Origin of the sequence: Nocardioides insulae DSM 17944 (assembly GCF_000422825.1) — a bacterium.
In the GTDB taxonomy this organism is placed as follows: domain Bacteria; phylum Actinomycetota; class Actinomycetes; order Propionibacteriales; family Nocardioidaceae; genus Nocardioides; species Nocardioides insulae.
In genome coordinates, this window is record NZ_KE383928.1 from 679,869 (window position 1) to 700,677 (window position 20,809).

Here is a 20,809-nt window from a genome sequence, read left to right on the forward strand (position 1 = left end):
CCCCCGCCGAGTGGACTGGGACCCGGACCGCGCGGCTCCCCGAGAGGTGAGGCGACGCGGCTCAGCTGGGGCGGTGCTCCATCGCTGCGCCGTTCTCGTAGACCGCCTCGGCGTAGGCCGTGTAGTCGGTCTCGGGGTCGTACCACTGGTCGAAGTCCTTGGTCTCGCCCTTGTCCGTGTAGCCCAGGCCCTCGAACTCGGTGGTCCACTGCTCGGCGGAGTCGGCGATGACCTGCTGGATGTCCTCGGGGATCTCACCGTTGGCGACCGCCTCGGAGGTGAGCTCCTCGGAGTAGGAGCGGATCTCATCCTGGATGTCGTCGGCGAACGGCGCGACCTGGCCGCCGGCCTCCTTGGCCTGGCTCACCGCGTCGGCGTTGCCGCCGATGATCGCCTGCATGCCACCGGAGGACGCCAACGCCATGCTGTCGAAGATGATCTGCTGGTAGGCGAGCGGCAGTTCCTGGTACGTCGAGCCCGCCAGGTAGGCGCCCGGGGACCGGGAGAAGCTCGAGTCGGTGGTGTAGCCGAGCTCGGGCGCGACCTCGAAGACGCCTGCCTCCGCCGAAGGCACGAGCTGGCCCAGGGTGCAGTCGACGGTGCCGCGCTGGAGTGCCTCGAAGGTCTCGCCGTACTCCATCGAGACCGGGGTGCCGCCGAGGTTCTCCACCTGGGCGGCCTGAGCGGTCGAGGCGATCCGCACCTGCAGACCGTCCCAGTCCTGAGCCGTCTCCACGGGGTCCGAGCAGACGGTGTAGTAGCCGCCCGAGGCCGCCAGCGGGTTGAGCGGGACCAGCCCCTTCGCCTCGTACTGCTCGAGGACGTTCTCGTTGTCCCAGGCGATCTCGCTACCCACCGCGTTGGCCACCATCTCGCCCACGAACGGCGAGGAGGAGAGACCGGCCAGCGAGGTGCCCAGGTCGTTGATCGCCGGGAACTCGGTGGGCTCGTAGACCGGCAGCGTGTAGGCGACGTCGATGCGGCCGTCGGCGAGTGCGTCGTTCACCTCGGTCCAGCCGGCGATCGCCTGGCCCCAGACGATGTCGACCTTGATCTTCCCGCCAGAGCGCTCCTCCACGATGTCCTTGAACACGGTGCCGGCCGGAGCCATCACCGAGTTCTGCGAGGCGGCCGAGGGCTGGAACGTGAGCGTCACCGGGTCGAGGTCCTCGAGGACCGCGTCGACGTCCTCCTGCGGGGCGTCGTACTCGAAGCCCTCGCCGGAGCCGGACGAACCGGCCTCGTCACTGCCGCCTCCGGCGCTGCCGGCGCACGCGCTGAGCGTGAGACTCACTCCGGCGGCCGCGGCCACCAGGGCCAGGGCCCGGGACCTCCTGGGACGTGGTGCTGACATCGTGTTCTCCCCTTCGAAGAGTTCTGTCGGACGGATCAGGAACTGCGCAGGTGGAACCAAACGGGTGTTGCTCCGGCGTTTCCCGAGGTCGCCGTCGGCCGGGCGGCGCCCGGCCGCGCGGAGGGCTCAGCAGACTCCTACGGGGTGGCGGAGCTGCTGCTGTTCTCCAACAGGTCGGGGAGCCATTGGGTCATTTCGGGGACGGCGATCATGACGATCAGGAAGAGGACCACGATGGGGAGGAACCAGGCCAGGGAGGTGAAGACGTCCTTGAGGGTGATGGTCTGGCCGAGGTTGACCTCGGGGCTCTTGGTGATGTTGTGGACCAGGTAGGTGAGGATGCCCACGGGTGGGGTGATCATGCCGAGTTCGCCGAGGAGGACGACGAAGACGCCGAACCAGAGTGGGTCGACTCCCATGGTGGTCAGGGTGGGCAGCAGGATCGGGATGGTCAGCAGCATCATCGAGAGGGTGTCGAAGAACATGCCCATCACGACGTAGAGGGCGACGAGGACGAGTAGGAATCCGACCCGGTTGAGGCCGAAGCTGGTGATCCAGTCGGTCATCATCGGGGCCAGGCCGGTGATCGCGAGGAGCCGGGTGAGCATCTCGGCGCCGATCATGATGAAGAAGATCGCGGAGGTGGCCGAGACGGTGGCGAAGGCGGCGCTGGCGACCTTCTGCAGCGGGTTGTCGTTGCGGGTGTACCACAGGCACAGGATCAGGGCGGTGAGTGCGGCGGCGGCGCCGGCCTCGGTGGGGGTGAAGGTGCCGGAGAACATGCCGCCGAACAGGACGGCCATGATCACCGGGAAGCCCCAGATCTCGCCGAGGGACTGGAAGCGCTGGGCCCAGGTGACCTTGTCCTGGACGCCTTCGCCCTTCTTGCCGCGGCCGACCAGGTGGGGGAACAGGACGCCGAGGGCGAAGATGAAGACGCCGAAGAAGACCGCGATCAAGATGCCGGGGACGGCGCCGGCGACCAGCTGGGGGCCGACCGGGACCGAGGCGATGCCGGCGTAGATGACCAGCAGGATGCTGGGCGGGATCAGGTTGCCGGGCAGGCCGGAGACGATGATGGTGCCGACCGCGACGCGCCTGTCGTATCCGGCCCGGAGCATCTCGGGGATGCCGGCGCGGCCCAGGGCGTAGGTCATGCCGATGGTGGAGCCGGAGACCGAGGCCAGGCCGGCTCCGGCGGCGGTGGTGCCGATGCCGATCCCGCCGGGCAGCCAGGAGAACCAGCGGTCGGTGGCGCGGTAGATCCGGGTGGTCATGCCCGATTGGGAGAGCAGCATGCCCATGAAGATGAACATCGGGAGCACGCTCATGGACCACTTGGAGACCGAGTGGTAGGGCGCGGTGGAGAGGATGTTCTCGGTGGCCGGGATGCCGGAGAGGGCGTAGATGCCGACCAGGGAGGGGATCGCCAGGGAGACCGCGATCGGGACGCCGAGGAACATCAGGACCAGCATCATGCCGATGCACCACAGGCCGGCGACGGCGGGGGTGGGGCTGGTGAACAGGCCGATCAGGCAGATGGCGAAGAGGCCGAAGCCGATCGCGAGGGCGAGCCAGCTGGGTCGGCCGCGGCGTCGGGTGGCGGTGGGGAACAGCGGCGGGGCCGGGGTGGTGGGGTCTGTCTGGGTCTCACTCATCGGGGGTTCTCCTGTCGTGCCTGGCCGTGGATGTCTTCGGGTGGGGTCGGGCTAGACAGGTGCATCGATGTGCTCGCCCACTTCGTCGGCCTCGACATCGCCGGTGCGGGCGATCGTGAGGATGTCCAGGACGTAGAGGATGCCCAGCAGGATGAAGACCACCGGGACGAGGAAGTAGACCGGCCAGGTGATGATGTCGGTCACGCCGGCAGTGGATCGCATCTCCATGTTGTCCATCGCCTCGGCGAAGCCGAACCAGGCGAAGCCCAGGGACAGGAGTGCACCGAAGACGCAGGCGAAGATCTTGAACACCGCAGCGGTGGTGGTGTTGAGCCGCTCGAGCACCAGGGTGACCGAGATGTGCTCGCGCTGTAGCTGTGCCGCCGGGATGCCCAGCAGGGCGACCACGGGCAGGTACCAGTACGCGACGAGCTCGTTGGTGCCGTAGATCGGTGCGTTGAAGAAGGCGCGCATCAGCGCGTGCGCAACGATGTGCAGCATCATGAGGATCACGGCGATCGCCGTGAAGATCGACAGTGTCTTGTCGAGACCGTGAAGGAATCGCAACGGGGGTCACCTCTGTGTCGGGGCGGGCCAGGTCACGCAGCCGACCGGGGCGGCGGACTGGTTGACGCTGCGGAGCAGTGCCGGGGATCCGCCTCCCGGTCGGGCTGGCACGGGTGCCGGCTGCACGGGATCGACCGAGGTGATCAGGCGTGGCGGTGGCAACCGCTGCACCCGACCCGGAGGTCAGGGCGGACCCCTATCGTGTCGGTGGGTGACGGGGACCACAAAGACGTTCGGGTGAATGGGGTGATAGCGAGAGCCTATGCATCCCGGTGATGTTGTGATAACGGTCACACGACGCCGACCTCTGCGGACGCAGAACGCCCGCCCGACCGGTCGGGATCGACCGGTCGGGCGGGCGGCGTAGGCGCGAGAGGCGTGGCGAGGCCCCAGGCGGGAGCGCTCAGACCTCCGTACGGGAGGGCTGTGCCAGATGCGGGCGCAGCTTGAGCTTGTCGCGCTCGGGGTTGACCCCGAACAGCGCGATCAGGCTGCCGACCAGGGCCATGAGGCCGAAGGTCTGGAACGCCGCGGTGTAGCCGGCCACGGGAGTCGCAGCAGCGTCGACGATCAGCCCGGTCAGCCAGGGGCCGTAGATGCCGCCCAGGACCATGATGCCCATGAAGACACCGAGCACGGCGGAGAGTTGGCGCGGCGGGACGATCTCGGACAGACCCGCATTGAAGAGCGGGAAGATCGAGGCACCGAAGGCATAGCCGATCGAGATGAAGGCGACTGCGAAGTACTTGCCGTCGACGTAGGGCAGCAGGGTCAGTGCGGCGCCGGTGAAGAGCAGTCCGATGGCGGGGACGACGCCGCGCAGGACACGGGAGGTGGCGCCGCGCGCGATCAGCCGGTCGCTGAGCGAGGTCAGGATGAACAGGATGACCAGGGAGGCGATGCTCGGGAAGCCGAACATGGCACCGGCCTCGACCCGGCTGAAGCCCAGGCCCAGCTCGAAGTACGACGGCAGCCAGGTGAGCACCGCGGTGACGATGGCGTACATCGTCATGCACGCGAACGCGCCGCCGATGAAGGTGCGGGTGGTCATGATCTTCAGGAGCGGAACGGTGGGCTCCGCGGCAGCCGCGGCGGAGGCGATATCCGCGCCGGCTGCTGAACGGCGCCCGGTCTCGGCCCCGTAGGGCCCCACCTTCCAGGTCGGCAGCCACGCCAGCAGCCAGGCCAGGCCGATCGCCGCGCAGGCGAAGAACGCGGCCCGCCATCCCCAGGTGGCGATGATGACGGCGATGACGGGAGCCACGGCGATCTTGGCGATCGAGGCGCACGCGGCCATGCACGCCGAGGGGAGGCCGCGCTTCTCGTTCGGGTGCCAGCTGTACAGGGCGGTGTGGATGATCGGGCTGGAGGGACCCTCGAGGAGGCCGAGGAACATCCGGCTGAGCAGCAGGATCGCGAAGCCGCCCGCGAAGGCCAGCGGCAGCATCGCGAAGGACCAGCCGATCGCCATGATCGCCAGGCACCACTTGAGGGTGAAGTACCGGCCCATCACGCCGGCCAGGAAGCTGCCCGCGGTCATCGCCACGAAGAACATCGAGCCGATGAACCCGATCGTGCCCTGGCTGAGCCCGAACTCCTCGGAGAGCGGCTGGGCGACCAGACCGTAGATGGCCTTGTCGGCCCAGTTGATGATGTAGAGCAGCATCAGCAGCCCGGTGAAGCCCCAGGCCTTCAGCCTGTGGTCCTCGGGGGGCCTGGTGTCGTCGAGCCGCGCGGGCTCGGCGGGATGGGTCAGGGTCACGGCGTGTCCTTCACGTCGAGGGGAGAGTGCCCAGGGGAATGTCACTGGGCGTGACCCCCATCATGTGCGCGCGGTCACACGGCGACAAAGACGTGAGGACGAAGAGGGAGATAGGGCGCGCCTATGCGGCCCGCACAAGAGGGTTAGACCGAGGCGTGCCAGCCGGCCAGTTCGCGACGGACGTTCGTGCGGGCCGCAACCTCCCAGCGCCTGTACGCGTACTCGGTGCGGAACAGCCGCTCCTTGTCGAGCAGCGTCTCCAGCACCTGGGTACGACCGATCCGGAAGTCCTCATCGGACAGGTGGGCGTACTCGGCTCGGACGGCCGCGGCGTACTCGGCGTAGCGGGCCTCGTCGGCCGCGAGGATGGCGAGGTCGGCATCGGAGAGGGCGCGGCCCGCGGGGTCGTCGTCGGCGGGGTCGTGGGTCTCGGTCAGCCGGACCAGTCGGACGACCTCGGTCACGACGTCGTCGGGCACCAGGCCCCGGAGTGCCTCCTCCGCCCACACCGCCGACCGCTCCTCGGCGTCCCGCTCGCCGTCGTAGACGGCGTCGTGGAACCAGGCGGCCAGGGTCACCGGCAGGTCGGGGAAGAGCTCACCGGCCGCAGCCAACTCGTCGAGTTGGGTGAGTACCTCGGTGAGGTGACGGAGGTCGTGGTAGTGCCGGGTGGGGTCGGTGTATGCCGCCACCAGGTCCTCACCGAGGTCGGGTGAGTCGGGCAGCGGCCATTGATGCGGGAGGTCCACCCGACCCATTGAACCAGCACCACCCGCCGTACCGGAGGACCGGCGGGGTCAGGCCGAGTAGGACCGCAGCCAGATGGTGTGGGTCGAGGCCGCCAGCTTGGCCGAAGCACTCTCCGGGATGTGGCTGGCGACATCGGTGACGACGTACCCCTGCTCGCCGCGAGTGGCGAGGTACTGCCCGGTGATGTTGACGCCATCCTCGGCCAGCAGGTTGTTGACCTCCGCCAGAACGCCGGGCACATTGACGTGCAGGAAGGCGTACCGCTCACCCTCGGTGAGGGGTGAGGGCTGGACGGCGGGCAGGTTGACCGAGAGTGCGGTGGAGCCCTCGCGGGCGAAGTCGCGGAGCTTGCCGGAGACGAAGTAGCCGATCTCCTCCTGCGCCTCCTGGGTCGACCCGCCGACGTGAGGGGTGAGGATGACGTTGTCGAGCCCGCGCAGGACCGAGGTGAACTCGTCGCCCTGCGCCTTGGGCTCGACGGGGAAGACGTCGAGGGCGGCGCCGGCGATGTGACCGGACTCGATGTGTCGGCGCAGCGCGACGTCGTCGACCACCATGCCGCGGGAGGCATTGATGAACAGGGCGCGCTTTTTCATCGCGGCGAACTGCTCCTCGCCGAAGATGCCGGCGTTGCCGGGGCGGCCGTCCACGTGCAGGCTGACCACGTCGGCCTCGGCGAGCAGGGCGTCCAGGCTCGGCATCCGGCGGGCGTTGCCGTGCGCGAGCCGGTCGGCGATGTCGTAGAAGATGACGTACATGCCCATCGCCTCGGCGAGGTTGGACAGCTGCGTGCCGATGTTGCCGTAGCCGACGATGCCCAGCGTGCGCCCCCGGACCTCGTGGCTGCCCTTGGCCGACTTGTCCCAGACGCCGTCGTGCATCCGCTGGTTCTTCTCCGCGAGCCGGCGAGCGAGTACGACGATCTCGGCGATGACCAGCTCCACCACGCTGCGGGTGTTGGAGAAGGGTGCGTTGAACACCGCGATGCCGCGCCCGGCGGCGGCGGTGAGGTCGACCTGGTTGGTGCCGATGCAGAAGCAGCCGATCGCGATCAGGTCGGTGGCGGCGTCCAGCACCCGCGGGGTGATGTGGGTGTTGGAGCGGATGCCGAGCATGGCCACACCGGGGAGCTTGGCGACCAACTCGTCCTCAGACAGCGAGTGGCTGAGCAACTCGACCTCGAAGCCCGCGCGCTCGAGATTCTCGACAGCGAGCGAATGAATGTTCTCCAGGAGCAGCACCTTCACGCCACCCACAGTAGTGGGCGGCGCCGGTCCGTGGAGGGCGCGACGGGATGCGGACGGTCACACCTGGGACCGGCGCCGGGGCCCGAGGCCCGGCCGGATCGCGGTCAGCCGCCGAGCACTGCGGAGAGGACGGCGGCCAGCACCATCAGGACCACGACGGCCACCAGCGAGCCCAGGATGAGCCACAGACCGAGTTTGCCGGGGCGCTCCTGCTTCTCGAACCCGATCGCGCCCCGGTTCGCGAACTGATGCAGCGGCGCGGCATAGAAGACCGGGATGTGTTGGCCCTGGGCCACCCGTACGTCGAGGCGCGCGTGGCCGTAGGTGCGCAACCACTGGGTGGAGACGTCGATCGCCCACGGGCCAGGTGGCACGGGGAACACGTTGTCGCCGTACCGCGCTGGCACCGGGTGGCCGTTGAGTCGCACCTGCGGCGTGATGGCGTTGATGGTCAGCACGCTCCCCTGGAGGTGGACGTGCAGGAAGCCGACGGGAGCCTGGACCGGCTGCGGCTGCGGACGCCACTGCGGCTGTGGCTGCGACGACTGCGGCGGCGGCTGCGGCTGGGGATGCCCCGGTCGTGGCGGGGGAGGGGGCTGCGTCATGGCGACATCCTCTCCGACGCGGTTCGCGCCACTCCTGACCCGGTCATGCCCGGCGTACGGACACTCTTGAAGCCGGTCTCAGGTTCACCCTAAGGTCGCGGACATGCGTGCGATCCAGATCACCAAGCTCGAGGGGCCCGAGGCCATCGAGCTGGTCGACATCCCGGCCCCGACCGCCGACGACGCGGTCATCATCGACGTGAAGGCCGCGGGCGTGGCCTTCCCCGAACTGCTCCAGACGAGGGGGCAGTACCAGATCAAGCCGGAGCTGCCGTTCGTCCCCGGCGCCGAGGTGGCCGGCGTGGTCGTGGCGGCCCCTGAGGGTTCCGGCCTGGAGCCCGGCGACCGGGTGGCGGCCCTGTGCAGCATCGGGGGCTTCGCGGAGACGACCCTCTCCAGCCCCGACCGGACCTTCAAGCTGCCCGACTCGGTGAGCTTCGAGGCCGGCGCGTCGTTCATGTTCAACTACGGCACCGTCTACTTCGCGCTGATCGAGCGCGGCAACCTCGCCGCGGGGGAGACCGTGCTCGTGCACGGTGCCGCCGGGGGGATCGGTACAGCGGCGATCCAGGTGGCGAAGGCGTACGGCGCCGGCCGCGTGATCGGCGTCGTCTCGACCGAGGCGAAGGGCGAGATCGCCCTGGCCGCCGGTGCCGACGAGGTCGTGCTGGCCGACGGGTTCCTCGACTCGGTGGGCCGGGCCTCGGTGGACATCGTGGTCGACCCGGTCGGCGGCGACCGTTTCACCGACTCGGTGCGGGCCATGCGTGAGCAGGGCCGACTGCTGGTCATCGGATTCACCGGCGGCAGCATCCCCGAGGTCAAGGTCAACCGGCTGCTGCTCAACAACGTCTCCGTCGTCGGCGTCGGCTGGGGTGCCTTCGCGATGACCAAGCCGGGCCACCTGATGAAGGAGTGGGACGCGATGCTCCCGCACCTGTCCAGCGGTGCCCTCGCCCCGGTGATCGGGCCGTCCTTCCCGCTGGAGAAGGCCAGCGACGCGCTGGTCTGCCTCGAGCAGCGGGCCGCCACCGGCAAGGTGGTGCTCACGGTATGAGCGGCGCCCAGGCGCCGTCCCGCCCCGCGCTGCCCACCGTCGCGGAGATCGATGCCCTCGGCAACGAGGTCCGCCTCCTCGCTCCGCCGGAGTGGGAGGACCAGAACGGCCACGTCAACGTGTGCCACTACTACAACTTCCACATGCAGGGCGCGCACCGGTTCTTCGAGGAGCTCGGGGTGCACGGGGACTACCTCGCGACCTACGGTCAGAGCACCTTCACGATGGAACAGCACATCAACTTCTACGACGAGGTGCTGATCGGCCACGAGGTCAGCGTGCACACCCGGCTGCTGGCCCGGAACGCCAAGTTGCTGCACGCCGCCTCGATCATCGTCAACCGCACCACCGGGCGCGTGGTCAACACGCTCGAGTACGTCGAGGGCCACGTCGACCTGACCACCCGGCGTACCGTCCCGTGGCAGCAGGTCCTCGCCGAGCCGATCGATGCCCTGCTGGCCCAGCACCGGGCGCTGGACTGGACGCTGCCGCCGACCGGCACGATGGGTCTTCGCTGAGCCTCGACCCACGCTGACACCAACCACTCTGCCCCCGACTCAGGCACTTGCCTGGGTCGGGGGCAGAGCGGTGTTCGGGCCCGCCGGACACCGCGCAGGGGTCCCGGCGGGCCGGTTTCGATCAGCGGCGAACGACCCGGATCAGAGCGGCCGACGCGCCGAGGAGCAGAGCCAGCAGGCTCGCCCCGAGCAGTGCGTACTGCTTGCCGTCCGCCTCGTGCGTGGGGGCTGCTGCCAGCGAGGCTTCGACGAGTTCCGGCGCGGGCCCGGAGTGATCGCGCACCGGGAGCTCATCACCCTGCGTCACGGTCTGCTTCGCGCTCGGGGCCGACCCGCCAGAGGCGGCCGCGGCCACCTCCTCGTCGGTGGACTCCTCCGGGGTGGACTCCTCAGAGGTGGTCCCCTCGCCGCTGTCGGCGGGGTCGGCGTCCGGCCGGACCGCCCCCGAACCGGAACCGTCCTGCTCGCTCTCCTCGGCCTGCTCCTCGCCCAGGGTGGACTCGGCCGAATCGGGCTGCGCGCCGGCCGCGTCGTTCGCGGAGGCGTCGGAGACCTGGCCGCCCTGGCCACCCTCGGTCGAGGTGTCGGTCGAGGTGTCGGTGGAGGGACCGGGGACCTCGGGGGTGCTCTCGGTCGGCTCCTCGGCCACCGTGTCCGGCTCCTCCTCGGGGAGGACCGGCTGGACGGCGTCCAGGGTGAAGGTGAGGGTGGTCTCGTTGCCGAGGGCGTCGTAGGCGACCAGGGTGTTCTCCCCGGCCAGAGCGCCCCAGTAGTTCCCGACGATCACGCCGTTCACGTCGGACCAGCGGTTGGCGGAGAGCGGGTGGTCGTGACCGTTGATCCGGACGCCGGCGACCTTGCTGCCCAGCGCGCCGTCGTCGAGGGAGTAGGACCGGGAGGTGGCGGACGAGCCGTCCTTCTCGGTCACGACGGGACCGGTGGTGTCGAGGACGAAGGTCACCTCGGTGGTGTTGCCGGCGAGGTCGGTGACGGTGAGGACGTTCGTGCCCTCCACCGCTCCGCGGCGGCCGGGGGTGAGGTCGTTGACGTCGGTCCACACCGCGTCGGTGAGAGCGAAGTCGACCCCGTTGACCGAGGCGGTCGCGATCTTGTTGCGGTCGAAGAGCTTGAACGACTTCGACTGGGCCGCCCCGGGCTGGCCCTTGTCGGTCACGGTGGGACCGGTGGTGTCGAGGACGAAGGTCACCTCGGTGGTGTTGCCGGCGAGGTCGGTGACGGTGAGGACGTTCGTGCCCTCCACCGCTCCGCGGCGGCCGGGGGTGAGGTCGTTGACGTCGGTCCACACCGCGTCGGTCAGGGCGAAGTCGACCCCGTTGACCGAGGCGGTCGCGATCTTGTTGCGGTCGAAGAGCTTGAACGACTTCGACTGGGCCGCCCCGGGCTGGCCCTTGTCGGAGACGGTGGGTGCGGTGCCGTCGACGGTGAATCGGTGCTGCCCGGTGGTGGACAGGTTGCCCACGGAGTCGAGGGCGTTGTACTTGAGGTAGTAGTCGCCGTCGGCGCCGGGCACGGTCACCCCGAGACTGCGCCCGGAGGTCTGGTTGGAGTCGAGCAGGCCGGTAGGGCCGTAGACGTTGCCGACCGTCTTGGCCACCTGGTGGTCGTCCGTGGCGGAGACGGTGAACAGGTGACCCGGGCGGACCAGGGAGGACTGCGGTGCGATCGTGGCCACCGGCTTCACGAAGTCGCACAGGTAGGACTCGGGGGCGTCGGTGACCGTTTTGGTGTCGACCACCTGGCTCCAGCCGGTGGGGGTGTAGCGCACCCACGCCGCCTTCGCCGGGTCGGTGGTGCCACCCGACTTGCCGTTGTAGTACAGGGTCTCGGTGGACGCCGGGACATAGTCCGGGTTGGCCCGGTCCTCCCAGACCGCGTCCCTGGCCGGCACCTCGACGTGGCGCTGGGTCACCCCCGTGCGGTGCCACAGTTCCCAGTCGTAGAACACGGTCCGACCGGAATCCTTGTGGGCCCAGCGGGTCTTGACGACCTCTCCGAGCCAGTTCTTCACGACGTACTCGACGTCGGTGTGGCTGACCTCGGCCACGGCGTCCTGGACCTTGACCGAGACCATCGGCTCGCCCTGGGCGGGGTGGGTGATCGTCTTGGCGTACTGCGACTCGGTGTGAGTCACCGCGGGGATGGTCTCGATCAGCTTGGGCGAGCCCGCGCTGCAGTTCGGGTCTGCCGCCGAGGCGGGCGAAGCCGGCAGCGCGAAGCCCAGGCTGGTGAGGGTCGCGCCGAGAACGGCGGCGGAGGCAATGCTCTTCTTCATCGGTGAGATTTCCTGATCGAGGGACGTGAGAGACCCGAGAGATGCGCGGTGCGCGACCGAATATTCGCAGGGCCGGACCGTCGCCCGCAGGCGAACGGGGCAATTGGCATCCCTCATCTGGGGGAGATGCGCGTCACCGCGAACCTCTTCGGCTACCAGCGGGTAGTCCCGGCACGCGATCGTGCCTGGCGCCCGAGCGGTGGGTCCCTCCCGCCTACCCGACCCGTTCGCCGTCCGGGTCGGGCTCAGGCGAACAGGTCACCGAGGGAATCGGCGTCGACGATGCGGTAGGCGTAGCCCTGCTCGGCGAGGAAGCGCTGACGGTTCTGCGCGAAGTCGGCGTCGACGGTGTCGCGGGAGACGATCGCGTAGAAGTGGGCGACCTTGCGCGCGCCGTCCGGGGCCGGCGCCTCACCCGGGCGAAGCAGCCGACCGAGCCGCTGGGCCTCCTCCTGGCGGGACCCGAAGGAGCCGGAGACCTGGATGGCGACCTCGGCGGTGGGCAGGTCGATGGAGAAGTTGGCGACCTTGCTGACCACCAGCAGGTCGAGGTCGCCCGCCCGGAACGCGTCGAAGAGTCGCTGCCGCTCCTTGACCGAGGTCTCGCCCTTGATCACCGGGGCGTCGAGGGCGGACGCGATCTCGTCGAGCTGGTCGATGTACTGCCCGATCACGAGCGTGGGCCGCCCGGCATGCTGGGCGATCAGGTCGCGGACGACGTCGATCTTGTGGTGGGTGCAGGCGGCCAGCCGGTACCGCTCGTCCGGCTCCGCGGTGGCATAGGCGAGGCGTTCCTCGGACGGGAGGGTGACCCGGACCTCGACACAGTCGGCGGGCGCGATCCAGCCCTGCGCCTCGATGTCCTTCCAGGGGGCGTCGTACCGCTTGGGGCCGATCAGGGAGAACACGTCACCCTCGCGCCCGTCCTCCCGCACCAGCGTCGCGGTGAGCCCGATCCGGCGGCGCGCCTGCAGATCGGCGGTCATCCGGAAGATCGGGGCCGGCAGCAGATGGACCTCGTCGTAGACGATCAGCCCCCAGTCGCGGGCGTCGAGAAGTTCGAGGTGCGGGAAGACACCCTTCCGCTTGGTGGTGAGGACCTGGTACGTCGCGATGGTGACCGGCCGGACCTCCTTGACCGAGCCGGAGTACTCACCGATCTCCTCGGCGGAGAGGGACGTACGACGGACCAGTTCGTCCTTCCACTGGCGGGCGCTCACCGTGTTGGTGACCAGGATCAGGGTGGTCGCCTTGGCATGCGCCATGGTGGCCGCCCCGACCAGGGTCTTGCCCGCGCCGCAGGGCAGCACGACGACACCCGAGCCGCCGTGCCAGAACGACTCGGCCGCCTCGGCCTGGTAGGGGCGCAACTGCCAGTCGTCGGTGACCAGTTCGATGGGGTGGGCCTCCCCGTCGACGTACCCGGCGTAGTCCTCGGCCGGCCACCCGAGCTTGAGCAGCGCCTGCTTGAGGTTGCCGCGCTCGGAGGGATGCACGGCGACCGCACCCTCGCTGTCGGGGTGGTCGTCGATCCGGGCGCCGAGCATCCCCTGCACCCGCTTGGCGCGCAGCACCTCCTCGAGCACCGGCCGGTCGACCGTGGCCAGCACCAGACCGTGGGTGGGGTGCTTCTCCAGACGCAGCCGGCCGTAGCGGGCCATCGTCTCGGCGACGTCGACCAGCAGCGCGTGCGGGACGGCGTACCGGCTGAACTCCAGGAGCGCGTCGACGACCTGCTCGGCATCGTGGCCGGCAGCCCGTGCGTTCCACAGTCCGAGCGGGGTGAGTCGGTAGGTGTGGATGTGCTCGGGACTGCGCTCGAGCTCCGCGAACGGGGCGATCGCCTTGCGTGCCTCCACGGCCCGGGGATGGTCGACCTCGAGCAGAAGGGTCTTGTCGGACTGGACGATCAGGGGGCCGTCGTTCACCGGTCCAGGGTACGAGGGTGTGGCTCAGACCGGATCCGTGCCGGGTCGGCGTTCCGCCCGAGCAGGCGGCCGACGGTCCTGTCCGGCGTCAGGACCGGCCGAACGCGCCCGCCCGCCGGTCAGCCCGGGGGTCCAGCGTCAGCAGAGGTACTCCCGCATCCCGTCCAGCAGCCAGCGGGTGACGTGGGTGGCGAAGGAGGAGCGGACCAGCACCTGCCAAGTCGTCTCGCCGGTCCGCCACAGGATCGCCGGGGTGGCGCCCAGTGGGGTGACCAGCGCCTGGCCGACCGGGAAGACCCGTGGGTGCAGGTCGATCCGCACGCTCTTGTCCAGCACCGATCGGGCTCGGGGGCCGGAGAGTTCGAGGGTGGCCCGGTTGGCCGACACATCGACGACCTGGCCGCGGTGGGTGCCGAGGCTCTCGGCGAGCCGGTCGGCGTACTCGGTGGCGAGGATGCCGGAGTCGGCCTCGTCGGGTGCCACCGCGAGGAACTCATCGGGTGCCAGCCACAGCACCTCCAGACCGTCCGGTCCCTTGGCCACCTCGCCGCAGCGCCGGGGGAGTACGACGCCCAGCGCCGACTCCAGGGCCCGGCCGGCCGGACCGTCGGGGATCGCGCGAAGCGCAGTCTGGGTCAGGAACGGCACCTCCCGCAGGGCCACGGCGGCCCCGGAGCCCCGGTCCATCTCGGCGGCCAGGTGCTGTGCCGGGCTGCGCCGGTGGGCGAGCACCTGCGCCCGGGTGAAGGTTGCGGTCTCAGCCATCGCGTCGGGCCCCTTCCTTGTCGTAGAGCACGGGTTCATCGATGAGGACCTCGGCGAACCGACCGCCGAAGGAGGCCAGGACGGTCTCCCCGATCCGGTTGCGGCCGTCGGAGACCAGGGCCAGGCCGAAGCCGCGGCCCAGTGCCTGGCTGTGGTAGCTGGAGGTGACGTGTCCGAGCATGGGGATCGGCCGGACCGGCAGGCTCTGGCCGGTGTAGTCGCCGAGGGCGTCGGGTTCGACCAGCTGGGCGCCCTCGGGGAGCCGCAGCGAGGTGTCGACCGGGAGCACGCTGACCAGGTGTTTCCGCACGCCCTCGGTCAGTGCGCGACGGCTGTAGGACCGCTTGCCGATGAACTCCTTCGTCGTCGAGACGATCCAGTCCATCCCCAGGTCCTGTGGGGTGACCGTGCCGTCGGTGTCCTGCCCGACGATCGGGTAGGCCTTCTCGGCGCGGAGCACGTGCATGGCCTCGGTGCCGTACGGCGTGATGTCCAGGTCCGCGCCGGCCTCGGCGATGTCCTCCCAGACCTTGAGGCCGTACCAGGTGGCGACGTTCACCTCGTAGGCCAGCTCTCCCGAGAAGGTGATCCGGCAGATCCGGGCCGGGATCCCGGAGGCCAGCACGGTGTCGCGGAACTCCATGAACCCGAACCCCTCCTTCGAGACGTCCAGGTCGGGGGCGAGCCGGGCGATCACCTCGCGCGAGCGCGGACCCACCACCGCGGTGGTGGCCCACTGCTCGGTCACCGAGGTGAAGGTGACATCCAGGTCCGGCCACTCGGTCTGTGACCACTCCTCGAGCCAGTCCAGCACCTTGGCGGCGTTGCCGGTGGTGGCGGTCATGAAGTAGCGGTCCGGGGCCAGCCGGAGCGAGACACCGTCGTCGAAGACCATGCCGTCCGGGGTGCACATCACGCCGTACCGGCCCTTGCCGACGGCGAGTTTGAGGTAGCCGTTGGTGTAGATCCGGTTGAGGAACTCGGGGGCGTCGGCGCCGCGGACCTCGATCTTCCCCAGGGTGGTGGCGTCCAGGAACGCGACGCCCTCGCGGGCGGCCCGGCACTCGCGGGTGACCGCGGCGTCCATGTCCTCTCCCTCCTGCGGGTAGTACCGGGGGCGCTTCCACTGCCCGACGTCCTCGAAGACGGCGCCGTGCTCGACGTGCCAGGAGTGCGCCGGCGTGGTGCGGGCGGCGTCGAACAGGTCGCCCCGGCAGCGCCCCGCCAGGGCGCCGAAGGCCACGGGAGTGAAGGGTGCCCGGAACGTCGTCGTCCCGATGTCGCCCGGCGTCAGCGGGCTCCCCTCGGCGGCCGGCACCTGGTCGGCGAGGGCGGCGGTGAGGATCCCGATCGTGGTGACCCCGCTGAGCTTGCCCTGATCGGCGCCGGTGCCGATCGAGGTGTAGCGCTTGATGTGCTCCACCGAACGCATCCCGGCACCGGTGGCGCGGAGCAGATCGGCCGCGGTCTGGTCCCGCTGGAGGTCCACGAGGTGGCGCGCGTAGCCCTCCGCCCGGCCCGGGACGATCCACAGCTGCCGGGTGGTCCCCGCGCGCGCGGCCCGCTCCGACTGCCCGGGCTGCTCATGGGCGGTCTCCGCCTCGTACGCCGGCCCGTGGCCGGTCTCGGCAGCGGCCCTCCGCCCGGCCCGGCGTCCCTGCTCCAGACACCCTTCGGTCCAGTAGGCGCCGGCCACCGACCCGGCCAGGAACTGGCCGCCGACCGGCCCGGTCGGCACGAACCCGGCCAGCTGGTCGTCCCAGTGGACCGAGCCCTGCCGCTGGCTGTGCAGGTGCAAGGTCGGGCTCCAGCCGCCGGAGACCGCGACCAGGTCGGCGCTCACACGTTCCGCGTCGCCAGGGGTGCCGGCCGCATCGATCGGCGCGACCCAGGCGGCCTCGACCGCTTCACCCGCGTCGCCGTCCACCCCGACCACGGCACTGCCCGGGCGCACGCTCAGCCCGGCGGCCACGGCGGCGTCCCGAGCGGGGGAGGACACCGACCGCTCACGGGCATCGACCACGGTCACCGCCGCACCCGCGGCAACCAACGCGTGCGCCACCGGGTAGGCGGAGTCGTTGGTGGTGAACACGACGACCGCCTGGCCGGGCAGGACGGCGTACCTGCCCAGGTAGGTGTGCACCGCGGAGGCGAGCATGACGCCCGGCCGGTCGCTGTCGGCGAAGACGACGGTGCGCTCCATCGCCCCGGTGGCCAGCACGACCCGGGCGGCGTTGACGTGCCAGACCCGCTGCCGGGACACCCCCGGGCGCGCCGGGGCGCCGAACTGGTCGCCCCGCTTCTCCAGCGCGATCAGGTAGTTGCCGTCGTAGCTGCCGAACACGGTGGTCCGGGCCAGGACGGTGACCTCCGGCGCTGCCTCGAGCTCGGCGCGGACCACCTCCACCCACTCGCGCGCCGGGACGCCCTCGATGTGCTGGGTCGGGTCGGCCAGCATTGAGCCGCCGAGCTCGAAGTCCTGCTCGAACACCGTCACCCTGGCGCCGGTGGCCGCGGCCTCGCGGGCGGCGGCCAGTCCGGCCGGACCGGCACCGATCACGGCCACGTCGGTGTGCACGTTCATGGTGTCGTACTCGGCCGGGTCCTGCCGCTGGTCCAGCACGCCGATCCCGCTCAGCAGGGAGACGTCCAGCCCGTCGGCGGCTTCCACGGTGGTGGCCGGGAGCATCGACTCGTCGCACTCACCGCGGATCCGGACCAGCGCGTTCGGCTCCTCGACTCCGGCGGCGACGATGCCGCGCGGGCGGGAGAGGTAGATCGAGTCGCCGACCCGTCGGCGGCCGCCCGCCAGCAGCGCGGAGGCGATCGTGTCGCCGGCGTACCCGCTCACGGCGGCGCCCTCGACGAGGAAATCGACCGGTCGGGAGCGATCGATCACGCCACCGGTCTCCAGGCGGTGGGGCTGGGGTCCCGTGCTGGTCATGTCAGGCTCCCTTGCTCACGGGGTGGGGGACGTCGGTGCGCGGCCGCACGATGCCGGCCGGGACCGGGCCGGCCGAGGTGTAGGTGGCCGAGATCCGGTAGGTCCGGGTGTCGCGGACCGCGTTGAACCACTTCCGGCAGCCGGCCGAGTGCACCCAGCGTTCGGCGAACTCGCCGCGGGGGTTGTCGCGGTAGAAGAGGTAGCCGGCCCACTCCTCGTCGGTGAGGGCGGAGGGGTCCTCCGGGTAGGCGACGTGGGCCTGGCCGCCGTACCCGAACTCGGTCTCGGGACGAGGGCCGCAGTGGGGACAGTCGATGGTGAGCATGAGGGTGCTCCTTCGCGGGTCAGTGTGCGACGGCGGCGGCGCCGTGCTCGTCGATGAGATGGCCGGTCACGAACCGGTCCAGGCCGTACGGCGCGACCAGGTCGTGCGGCCGGTCGTGGGCGATCGTGTCGGCGTAGGCCCAGCCGGCGCCGGGCACCGCCTTGAACCCGCCGGTGCCCCACCCGCAGTCGAGGTAGAGCTGATCCACCGGGGTCAGCCCCATCACCGGCGAGGCGTCCAGGGTGACGTCGACGATGCCGCCCCAGGTGCGCAGCAGGTGGGCACGGGAGAAGGCCGGGAAGAGCTCGACCGCGGCCGCCATCTGCTGCTCGATGATGTGGAACGAACCGCGCTGGCCGTACCCGTTGTAGGAGTCCACGCCGGCGCCCATCACCAGTTCGCCCTTGTGCGCCTGGGAGACGTAGACGTGCACGTGGTTGGACATCACCACGGTGGGGTGGATGATCTCGTGCAGCTCCGAGACCAGCGCCTGCAACGGGTGCGACTGGATCGGCACCCGGAAGCCCGCGAGCTCGGTGAGCACCGAGGTGCTCCCCGCTGCGGCCAGGGCCACCTTGCCCGCCCCGATCCGCCCCCGGCTGGTCCGGACACCGATCACCCGACCGCCGCTGATCTCGAACCCGGTCACCTCGCAGTTCTGGATCAGGTCGACCCCGAGCTCGGCGGCCCGGCGGGCGTACCCCCAGGCGACCCAGTCGTGCTTCGCGATCCCGGCACGAGGCTGGTAGGTCGCACCCATCACCGGATAGCGGATGTCGTCGGCGATGTTGACGATCGGGCAGACCTCCTTGACCTGCCTGGGATCCAGCCACTCGGCGTCCACCCCGTTGAGGCGGTTGGCCTCGACCCGGCGCACCGACTCGCGCACGTCCTGCAGGGTGTGCGCGAGGTTGAGCACCCCACGCTGGGAGAAGAAGATGTCGTAGTCCAACTCCTCCTCCAGGCCCTCCCACAGCTTCAGCGAATGCTCGTAGATCGCCGCCGACTCATCCCACAGGTAGTTCGACCGGATGATCGTGGTGTTGCGGGCCATGTTGCCGCCGGCCAGCCACCCACGCTCCAGCACCGCCACATTCGTGATGCCGTGCATGCTGGCCAGGTAGTACGCCGTGGCCAGGCCGTGACCACCGGCGCCGACGATGACCACGTCGTAGCTGCTCTTCGGCTCCGGGTCGTCCCACAGGAAATCCGGGTGTTCGGGCAGGTTGCGCTGGTTCATGCGGAGACCTTCTCGACGGTGGGTGCAAGGGAGAGATACGGCGCCGGATGCATCGTCGACGATTGATATATTAGATGTCGGCAACCGTAGGCCTAGGATGTGGCGCGGTCAACGGATCGACCTCGGATTCCTCCGGGCCGGGCGGATCGCCGACATCGCGAAGGGTGGACATGGGCCTCGACATGGCGGAGCGCACCTACGCCTCGCTCGCCGACCGCGCCTATCACCAGGTGCGGGATCGGCTGATCCTGCTGGACATCGCGCCCGGGGAAGCCGTGAACGAGGCCGCTCTGGCCGCCGAACTGGGCGTGGGGCGCACCCCCCTGCGCGAAGGGCTCAAGCAGCTGGAGCGCGACCGACTGGTCGTCTCCTATCCGCGGCGCGGCACCTTCGCCACCCGGGTCGATCTCACCGACCTCGCCGACATCAGCGAGATGCGCAGGGTGCTCGAGCCGCTCGCAGCGGCCCGCGCCGCGCGCCACGCCACCGCCGCGGTGCGCTCCGAACTAGCCGAGCGGGCCGAGCAGATCGCGGCACTGGAGCCCGAGACCGAGGAGCGCCGGGCGCTGATGGCCTATGACCTCACGGTGCATCGGTTGATCTATCGCGCGGCCGGCAATCCGCACATGGAGGAGACGCTGGTCAGGCTGGACAACCTGGCCACCCGGATATGGTGCCTGGTCCTGGACCGGCTGCCGTCGGTGGGGGAGCACATCCGCGAGCATGTGGGTCTACTTCAGGCGATCCTCGACGGCGAGCCCGATCGCGCCGGTGCCCTCGCCGGGGAGCACGTGGCGCACTTCGAGGAGTCCGTCCGCGCCGTCCTCTGACCCCTCGACGCCCGGCCGTTGCGTGTGGTCGAGCGGCGCTCAGGCGGGCCGGCCGCCCAGCTTGACCAGGGCGAGCTGGGTGAACGAGGCGAGGTGGCCCTCCGGGCCGTGGATCTCGGCGGTGCCGCGGGCCCGCCCGTGGGACAGTGCGGCGACCTCGCAGTCCATCTGCATCCATGCCTCCAGACGCGGAACCCGGTGCAGCACCAGGTTGTGGGTGAGGCTGAGGATCCGGCTGCCGTCGAGGTGTCGGGAGGCGCCGCTCTGCCGGAAGACGGGCTCGATCACGCTCATGTCGGAGGTGTACGCCGTGACCGCGGCGGCGAACAGGTCGTCGTACTCGCCGAGGTCCTCCGCCACCCGCCACCACACCGTCTGCCGGTGGGTGGGTGGCTGCTCCGGGGCGAGGTAGGAGGGCGGTTCGGTGTGCCGGATGTCGACCGGGCGGCGCAGTCGCCACCACGGGGGGATGCGCTCGTCCTCGCCGTATCGGCCGTACAGGTCGGTGAGGCCCTCGGGGCCGGGCACCTTCCACCGCTCCACGAGGGAGTACGACGGCAGATCGGCGCGGTCGCGGGTGAGTCGGACCGTGGCGGTGAACAGCGGAGCCTCGCCGTCGCCGAGTGCCGTCATCCGCCGGGTCGCGAACGAGGTGAGGGTGCCGAGGTCCTCGACCAGCCAGGTGATCGGGCGGCCGGCAGGGACTCCGACGAGGAAGTCCGCCTGGAGGGAGACCGGGAGAAGCCCGGGCGGGGACGCCTGACCGGCGGCCATCACGGCCTGGGCGAGGAGCAGGCCGCCGAAGACCCGGTCGCTCGGGTGGGCCTGCCCGCCGCCGGTGAGCAGGTGGCCTCGGGGGTGCGCGCCCGCAGGCGTGAGCGTGAGCGCCGTACGGAGGTCGTCGAGGGTGATCGCGGCGGGCATGGGGCCAAGATTACGACCACCGTGGGTCACGGTCCTTGGCGT

17 protein-coding genes are annotated in these 20,809 nt (G+C 70.3%); 3 read left to right on the forward strand and 14 right to left on the reverse strand.

The annotated features are described in order from the left end of the window. Positions 1–61: 61 nt before the first annotated feature. The 7 genes from dctP to G515_RS21405 form a co-directional block, all read right to left on the reverse strand. The gene (gene dctP / locus G515_RS0113440; protein ID WP_028660552.1) at positions 62–1,354 is read right to left on the reverse strand and encodes a TRAP transporter substrate-binding protein DctP; all 1,293 of its coding nucleotides are present in this window, start codon (positions 1,352–1,354) and stop codon (positions 62–64) included. Between the two features lie 137 nt (positions 1,355–1,491). Further along, entirely contained in the window at positions 1,492–3,012 is a 1,521-nt protein-coding gene (locus G515_RS0113445; RefSeq protein ID WP_028660553.1) for a TRAP transporter large permease, read from the reverse strand. A gap of 51 nt (positions 3,013–3,063) precedes the next feature. Next, positions 3,064–3,579 carry a TRAP transporter small permease gene (locus tag G515_RS0113450; RefSeq protein ID WP_028660554.1) on the reverse strand — a complete coding sequence of 172 codons (516 nt, stop codon included), beginning with the start codon at positions 3,577–3,579 and terminating at the stop codon, positions 3,064–3,066. A gap of 403 nt (positions 3,580–3,982) precedes the next feature. Further along, positions 3,983–5,341, reverse strand: coding sequence for an MFS transporter (locus G515_RS21395; protein WP_211221032.1), 1,359 nt, complete (start codon positions 5,339–5,341; stop codon positions 3,983–3,985). Between the two features lie 143 nt (positions 5,342–5,484). Continuing rightward, entirely contained in the window at positions 5,485–6,090 is a 606-nt protein-coding gene (locus tag G515_RS21400; RefSeq protein ID WP_036555787.1) for an HD domain-containing protein, read from the reverse strand. 48 nt (positions 6,091–6,138) lie between these two features. Next, entirely contained in the window at positions 6,139–7,338 is a 1,200-nt protein-coding gene (serA, locus tag G515_RS0113465) for a phosphoglycerate dehydrogenase (RefSeq protein WP_028660555.1), read from the reverse strand. A gap of 104 nt (positions 7,339–7,442) precedes the next feature. Beyond that, the gene (locus G515_RS21405; protein ID WP_084653560.1) at positions 7,443–7,943 is read right to left on the reverse strand and encodes a hypothetical protein; all 501 of its coding nucleotides are present in this window, start codon (positions 7,941–7,943) and stop codon (positions 7,443–7,445) included. Between the two features lie 103 nt (positions 7,944–8,046). Between G515_RS21405 and G515_RS0113475 the strand changes: the two genes are divergently transcribed. Together G515_RS0113475 and G515_RS0113480 are read left to right on the forward strand one after the other, a co-directional pair. After that, positions 8,047–9,000, forward strand: coding sequence for an NADPH:quinone oxidoreductase family protein (locus tag G515_RS0113475; RefSeq protein ID WP_028660556.1), 954 nt, complete (start codon positions 8,047–8,049; stop codon positions 8,998–9,000). Continuing rightward, the gene (locus tag G515_RS0113480; protein ID WP_028660557.1) at positions 8,997–9,518 is read left to right on the forward strand and encodes a thioesterase family protein; all 522 of its coding nucleotides are present in this window, start codon (positions 8,997–8,999) and stop codon (positions 9,516–9,518) included. The genes G515_RS0113475 and G515_RS0113480 overlap by 4 nt, the downstream gene beginning before the upstream one ends. 121 nt (positions 9,519–9,639) lie before the next feature. Here the strand turns inward: G515_RS0113480 and G515_RS0113485 are convergent, their stop codons facing one another. The 6 genes from G515_RS0113485 to G515_RS0113510 all read right to left on the reverse strand — a co-directional run bounded on the left by G515_RS0113485 (position 9,640) and on the right by G515_RS0113510 (position 19,013). Beyond that, the gene (locus tag G515_RS0113485) at positions 9,640–11,811 is read right to left on the reverse strand and encodes an ICP22 family protein (protein ID WP_028660558.1); all 2,172 of its coding nucleotides are present in this window, start codon (positions 11,809–11,811) and stop codon (positions 9,640–9,642) included. A 245-nt stretch (positions 11,812–12,056) separates the two neighbouring features. Further along, a complete protein-coding gene (locus G515_RS0113490; protein ID WP_028660559.1) occupies positions 12,057–13,739 on the reverse strand; it encodes a DNA repair helicase XPB in 1,683 nt (560 codons plus the stop codon). A gap of 138 nt (positions 13,740–13,877) precedes the next feature. Continuing rightward, complete coding sequence (locus G515_RS0113495) at positions 13,878–14,504, reverse strand: sarcosine oxidase subunit gamma (RefSeq protein WP_028660560.1); 627 nt, start codon at positions 14,502–14,504, stop codon at positions 13,878–13,880. After that, positions 14,497–17,448 carry an FAD-dependent oxidoreductase gene (locus tag G515_RS0113500; protein WP_028660561.1) on the reverse strand — a complete coding sequence of 984 codons (2,952 nt, stop codon included), beginning with the start codon at positions 17,446–17,448 and terminating at the stop codon, positions 14,497–14,499. The genes G515_RS0113495 and G515_RS0113500 overlap by 8 nt, the downstream gene beginning before the upstream one ends. A 1-nt stretch (position 17,449) precedes the next feature. Continuing rightward, positions 17,450–17,773 carry a sarcosine oxidase subunit delta gene (locus G515_RS0113505; protein ID WP_028660562.1) on the reverse strand — a complete coding sequence of 108 codons (324 nt, stop codon included), beginning with the start codon at positions 17,771–17,773 and terminating at the stop codon, positions 17,450–17,452. A 19-nt stretch (positions 17,774–17,792) separates the two neighbouring features. After that, complete coding sequence (locus G515_RS0113510; protein WP_028660563.1) at positions 17,793–19,013, reverse strand: sarcosine oxidase subunit beta family protein; 1,221 nt, start codon at positions 19,011–19,013, stop codon at positions 17,793–17,795. A gap of 170 nt (positions 19,014–19,183) precedes the next feature. Between G515_RS0113510 and G515_RS0113515 the strand changes: the two genes are divergently transcribed. Continuing rightward, positions 19,184–19,843: a GntR family transcriptional regulator gene (locus tag G515_RS0113515; protein WP_028660564.1), complete on the forward strand. Its 660-nt coding sequence runs from the start codon at positions 19,184–19,186 to the stop codon at positions 19,841–19,843. Positions 19,844–19,882: 39 nt separating this feature from the next. On the opposite strand, the gene G515_RS21410 is transcribed toward G515_RS0113515, so the two are convergent. Further along, positions 19,883–20,767, reverse strand: a complete 885-nt coding sequence (locus G515_RS21410; RefSeq protein WP_051218373.1) for an acyl-CoA thioesterase — start codon at positions 20,765–20,767, stop codon at positions 19,883–19,885. Positions 20,768–20,809 lie beyond the last annotated feature (42 nt).

Excerpts from the sequence above, each read along its gene's own strand:
- dctP (WP_028660552.1), bottom strand. The coding sequence starts at position 1,354 with ATGTCAGCACCACGTCCCAGGAGGTCCCGGGCCCTGGCCCTGGTGGCC.
- G515_RS0113480 (WP_028660557.1), top strand. The coding sequence starts at position 8,997 with ATGAGCGGCGCCCAGGCGCCGTCCCGCCCCGCGCTGCCCACCGTCGCG.
- G515_RS21410 (WP_051218373.1), bottom strand. The coding sequence starts at position 20,767 with ATGCCCGCCGCGATCACCCTCGACGACCTCCGTACGGCGCTCACGCTC.
- G515_RS0113475 (WP_028660556.1), top strand. The coding sequence starts at position 8,047 with ATGCGTGCGATCCAGATCACCAAGCTCGAGGGGCCCGAGGCCATCGAG.
- G515_RS0113505 (WP_028660562.1), bottom strand. The coding sequence starts at position 17,773 with ATGCTCACCATCGACTGTCCCCACTGCGGCCCTCGTCCCGAGACCGAG.
- G515_RS0113445 (WP_028660553.1), bottom strand. The coding sequence starts at position 3,012 with ATGAGTGAGACCCAGACAGACCCCACCACCCCGGCCCCGCCGCTGTTC.
- G515_RS21405 (WP_084653560.1), bottom strand. The coding sequence starts at position 7,943 with ATGACGCAGCCCCCTCCCCCGCCACGACCGGGGCATCCCCAGCCGCAG.
- G515_RS0113510 (WP_028660563.1), bottom strand. The coding sequence starts at position 19,013 with ATGAACCAGCGCAACCTGCCCGAACACCCGGATTTCCTGTGGGACGAC.
- G515_RS0113500 (WP_028660561.1), bottom strand. The coding sequence starts at position 17,448 with ATGACCAGCACGGGACCCCAGCCCCACCGCCTGGAGACCGGTGGCGTG.
- G515_RS0113495 (WP_028660560.1), bottom strand. The coding sequence starts at position 14,504 with ATGGCTGAGACCGCAACCTTCACCCGGGCGCAGGTGCTCGCCCACCGG.
- G515_RS0113485 (WP_028660558.1), bottom strand. The coding sequence starts at position 11,811 with ATGAAGAAGAGCATTGCCTCCGCCGCCGTTCTCGGCGCGACCCTCACC.
- G515_RS0113515 (WP_028660564.1), top strand. The coding sequence starts at position 19,184 with ATGGGCCTCGACATGGCGGAGCGCACCTACGCCTCGCTCGCCGACCGC.